The following is a 4812-nucleotide window of genomic DNA, read 5'->3' as shown; positions in this document are numbered from 1 at the left end:
ACGTTAAACAGATGCTTGTGGAGGGGAATCTGGACGGGGTTTCAAGACAGAGATGACTTGAAACTAGGCAAACCCAGTGAAGCAAGAATCCCCCGTTATAATCTTTGATTTAACGGGGGAGTGTCAATACCCCAGCTAAGATTGTGCGTTTGAAAGAGCCGAAATCGCAAAATTTTTCCCAGAATTTTTCCCAATGGTGGAAATTCTTACACCCCAAAGTTTTGGGGGCGGTTTTGGCGGGATTTTGGGTCAGTGCAGGGGCGATCGCGACGGTTTGGGATGGCAACCCCGTACAATGGCTAGAAGGGCAAATTCGCACACAATTTTTTGTTTTTCGCGGTTCGATCGCCGCCCCTGACGATATTATTATTGTAGCCATTGATGACGATTCTTTAAAGGCAGCAGAAACATTTCAAGGCAGTCCCAATGCGGAGAAAATTACTCAACTTTTGCCTAATTTTCCTTGGCCGAGGGAAGTTTATGCTGAAGCGATCGATCGTTTGATGAATGCAGGGGCAAAAACTATTTCTCTCGATTTATTATTTGATTTACCAAGCGGTTATGGGATAGAAGACGATCGCAAGTTGAAGCAAAGTTTAGAGAAATATGCAGGAAAGATAACTCTTGCTACTGCTTATCTGGAAGTATTTTTAGAAGAAGGCACATCATTTCAATTAGCAGAACCTAACCCCGATTTAAAGACAGAATCTCTCTCATTAGGATTTGCTGATTTTCTCTTAGATGCTGACGATCGCGTACATCATCTCGGGGGGGTTTATCGGGAAAATATTGTCCGTCCTTTCGGTCTTCCTATCTTACCTTCTTTCGCAGAAGCAACGGTACAAATTTATCGAGATAATAATATTTTAGCTCAGAATTCTAGTCCAGTAGAAGGGAAAGGAGAAGGTATTTTTTATTGGGGCGATCGCTTTGAGAGTTTTCGCTATATTTCTTTTTGGAGAATTTTGGAGGAAAAAGAGTGGCAGCGTTTGCAAGAGGAGGAAATGTTTAAAGATAAAATTGTTTTGATTGGTGCGACAGCTTCGACTTTACATGATTTTAAAGCAACTCCTTTCTCCTTGCAAATGCCAGGGGTAGAAATTCATGCTCATGCGATCGCCACACTGTTGCAAGATAAAGCAATTGTTGAAATTCTTCCCAATTTAAAATTTCGAGGTGTATTCTTTTTTCTGAGTATTAGTGCGATCGCGATCGCCCTTTGGTTGTTGACCCAATATTCTCTAAGACAATTAAGCGCAGGAATCGCGATCGCGATCGCTTGGATTGGTATTTCCTATGGGCTGTTTACCTATGCTCAAATTGCCATTCCTACGGCTATCCCTGGGATTATTATTCTACTCTGTAGCGGCTCTTATTTTACTATTTCTGTTGTTCATAATAATCTGGAAAAGCTCTTTTTACAAACAACTTTAGAACGCTATGTTGCCCAACCTGTCGCCAAAGAAATTCTCAAAAATCCCGAGAATTTTTATTCGATGGTACAGGGGAAAAAGATTAAAGTAGCGGTGTTATTTTCTGATATTCGTGGCTTCACAACTCTCTCTTTTTTACTTCCCCCTGAAGATTTAATTGCTCAACTGAATATCTATTTTCACGAAATGGTAGAGGCGATCGTTTCTGTGGAAGGAACTCTCGATAAGTTTATCGGTGATGCAGTGATGGCAGAGTTTGGCTTCCCTTTATCTCGAGGAGAAAAACAAGATGCACTTAATGCTATTTATGCTGCCCTTGCTATGCGGAAAAATCTCGCTAAATTACGCAGCAGTTGGCAAGAAACGGGTCGAATTCCTTTATTTAATGGCATCGGTATTAGTTATGGAGAAGCGATCGCGGGAGATATTGGCTCTTGGCGACGACGAGAATATGCAGTTATGGGAGATACTGTTAATGTTGCCAGTCGTGTTGAAGGATTGACAAAAAAACTAAAAACTGATATCTTAATTTCTGAATCTCTTTATAATATTGTTCAAGATGATATCGAGGCGATCGATCTGGGGGAACATCCTTTAAAAGGGAGAGAAAGCGATCTAATTCGACTTTATGGTGTAATTGGATTAAAGGGATGCGATCGCAGTTTTTACGATCGCGTACAAGCTGATTTGAAAAATTACTTAAAATGATTTGATTGAAGGGAATTTATTAATTAATGGTAATTAATTCACATCTCCAAAATGCGATCGCCTGAATTTAGATTAGATTGCAAACGCTGCCAAGATAATTTTCTCACCTCTTCATCCCAATGCCAGCGCAAAAATGAAGCAGATCGCCCCACAGAAAGTCCAGGTAGTGAGATCCCTTTCCTCGGGCTTTCCGTGGCTAAAGCGATCGCCCTTCCCGCCTCACATAGTCCCCAATTAACCAAATTTTCCACCCCCACTAATAGCGGCAAAGTCGTCCCAGAAAGGGTCCCATCGGGCAGTTTTGCGGTTCCCTCTTTTACCTCAATTGTCCTTGTATCCCAAGGATAGACCCCATCGGGCAACCCAATGGGAGCAAGTGCATCACTCACAAGAAATACCTCTTTTGCTGCCCGCAGTAAAATCTGTAACATTGTCGGACAAACGTGCTGTCCATCGGCAATGAATCCACAATAAACCCCCGATCGCAGCATCGCTTCCCCCAATAATCCCGGTTTGCGGTGATGTAATCCTGGCATCGCATTAAAAGCATGAGTCACCATCGAGGCACCGCGATCGAAAGCCTCTTTTGCTTGGGATGATGTCGCCAGAGAATGCCCTAAACTCACCGTAATGCCCTGCGATCGCAAATAAGGAATAACTGTTCCAATTTCGTCCAATTCTGGTGCTAGAGTGATGATTTTAACCGCCGAAGTATATTCCCCTAAAACTTGCTGCATATTCTCTACAGTGAGAGGAAGCAAATGTTCGGGAGGATGTGCGCCCCTTTTTTCATAGTTGAGAAATGGACCTTCTAAATGAACGCCTAAAATTTGGGCAGTTTCTGCACTATTTTCCCATAGAGAAGATTGAGCAATAATGGAGAGAGATTGCTGTATTTTTTCAACAGAAGTCGTGACAATAGTAGGGCAAAATCCATCAATTCCTTGTTCCCATAAATAGCGCCCAATTTTTTCTAAAAAAGGAAGATCGCCTCGGGTTAGATCGGGAAATGCGAGTCCCAAACCCCCATTAATTTGTAGATCGACACCTCCCAAAGAGAGCCAATCTCCCTCTATATCTAATATATCTAAGGAATTTTCTGCTACACTAACACTGCTCATCGGAACAATGCAGGTAATTTTCTCATCTTCGATCGCGATCGCCTGCAAACCTTCATAGCCCCACAAACGCGCATTGACGATCCAAGAAACTTTTAGAGGAGTTGGCGATCGCATTGGTAATATTGCTTCCAAAAACTTCAACAAAACCCCATTTTTCACCAATTTTCTGCCTTAAGGAGGAGACGAGGTTATTGTAAAATCTATCTTAGCAACCTATTAAGAGTTTTCCTCTCTTGGTATCATAAAAACTAATAAACATTAAGATTCGTAAATAAATTCATGAAAGCAATACATCAAATAGGTTTATCTAGTTTAACGGCGATCGCCATTCTACTCGGTTCGGCAGTTAATTCCCCGGTGGCTCAAGGGCAATGGGTTGCGGACATAACTCCCCATAATCGCAATGTCAAGGCTAATAGCTCTATTTCCGGCACATTTCAGACCCAAGGAGAAGCGGCGATCGATGTCAATTCAGTCAGAATTTTTCTCAACGGCCGAGATATCACGGCTAATAGTACAATAAACCGCAGTTTTTTTAGTTATCGTCCCAGTCAGCCGTTAAATTCGGGGGAACATATTGTCAGGGTACAGTTCAAGAATCAAGAAGGGTTGAGCAATGAGGTGAGTTGGTCGTTTTTTGTGCCAGGAACTTCTACAACGGTAACGACTCCCACGACTACTACTCCTAATACTACTACTCCCAATACCACAACACCAACAGCAGCAACGGTATTACCTCTTAATTTCCTCAATCATAAAGATGGAGAAGCGATCGCAACTCGCGGATTTGTTTTACAAGGAGAAACGGAACCGGGTGCAAAGGTAACAGTTAAAGTTGTTTCCTCGTCTCCGAGTGTTTTTGGGGTGATTAATCTAGGAGGTGATACAACCCTCGTCGATCGCCCAGTGATGGTGGATGAGAATGGACGCTTTCAGGTGGAGGTTCCTCGTCCTTCAATTTTGCAAAGAGGGATTCGCTATAACATAGAAGCTGCAGCAACCAGTCCCGATGGGCGATCGCACATCACCACTATGACACTGATTCAAGAATAGTGATAATGGCGATCGCGCTTCTCTGTTTGTTTTTGTTGCTAAATTTGTGGTGAAGGAAGTTTTGGCGATCGTCCATTATTGGCTGCATAGTGTTCAATATATTTCTTGTCAAATCGGTCTTGTGATAATTATTATTATTATTATTATTATTCTGGCTTTTATCTTTTGGCTGCCAATTTATCTGGAAATTCCTCTTTCTACGGATATGGTTTGATGATTGGGTTTGAAAGCTGAAGGCGATCTTGTCTTGGTGTAAGGTCATTTTTTGGGATAATCTCCTTAAAATTTATTCCTCTTCTGAAATCTTATCAGATTCTAATAATGATGCTGTTTGTTCAATTTGAGATTTTAATTGTTCTGAGATTGTTGCCATCTGTTGTACTACTGAATCCATTGCTATTTGAGATTTTGATTTTAATAATTGTGAATTTCTTGCCATCTGTTGTGCTACTGAATCCATTGCTATTTGAGATTTTGATTTTACTAAGTGTGTATTT

Annotated in this window: 5 protein-coding genes; 3 read left to right on the top strand and 2 right to left on the bottom strand. The window is 41.5% G+C overall.

Features of this window, described 5'->3' with window-relative positions; genetic code table 11:
- Positions 1–149 precede the first annotated feature (149 nt).
- Positions 150–2141 (top strand): adenylate/guanylate cyclase domain-containing protein, encoded by a 1992-nt coding sequence (locus tag VB714_RS20915; protein ID WP_323226624.1) that lies wholly within the window; start codon positions 150–152, stop codon positions 2139–2141.
- A gap of 38 nt (positions 2142–2179) precedes the next feature.
- Here VB714_RS20915 and nagA read toward each other — a convergent pair whose 3' ends face one another.
- Positions 2180–3376 carry an N-acetylglucosamine-6-phosphate deacetylase gene (gene nagA, locus VB714_RS20910; RefSeq protein ID WP_416309757.1) on the bottom strand — a complete coding sequence of 399 codons (1197 nt, stop codon included), beginning with the start codon at positions 3374–3376 and terminating at the stop codon, positions 2180–2182.
- A gap of 165 nt (positions 3377–3541) precedes the next feature.
- Here nagA and VB714_RS20905 point away from each other — a divergent pair, with 165 nt between their 5' ends.
- A complete protein-coding gene (locus VB714_RS20905; RefSeq protein WP_323226622.1) occupies positions 3542–4315 on the top strand; it encodes a hypothetical protein in 774 nt (257 codons plus the stop codon).
- Positions 4316–4361: 46 nt separating this feature from the next.
- Entirely contained in the window at positions 4362–4529 is a 168-nt protein-coding gene (locus tag VB714_RS20900; protein ID WP_323226621.1) for a hypothetical protein, read from the top strand.
- A gap of 72 nt (positions 4530–4601) precedes the next feature.
- On the opposite strand, the gene VB714_RS20895 is transcribed toward VB714_RS20900, so the two are convergent.
- Positions 4602–4812 (bottom strand): hypothetical protein (locus VB714_RS20895; RefSeq protein ID WP_323226620.1); only part of this gene is annotated, 211 nt, incomplete at its 5' end.

It is taken from the genome of Spirulina sp. 06S082, from assembly GCF_034932145.1.
In the GTDB taxonomy this organism is placed as follows: domain Bacteria; phylum Cyanobacteriota; class Cyanobacteriia; order Cyanobacteriales; family Spirulinaceae; genus CCY15215.
Note: the sequence above shows the minus strand (reverse complement) of the source record. Positions and strands in the feature narration are given on the sequence as shown.

What these genes read in the sequence shown, in the direction of transcription:
- VB714_RS20905 (WP_323226622.1), top strand. Translation starts at nt 3,542, where the DNA reads ATGAAAGCAATACATCAAATAGGTTTATCTAGTTTAACGGCGATCGCC.
- nagA (WP_416309757.1), bottom strand. Translation starts at nt 3,376, where the DNA reads ATGCGATCGCCAACTCCTCTAAAAGTTTCTTGGATCGTCAATGCGCGT.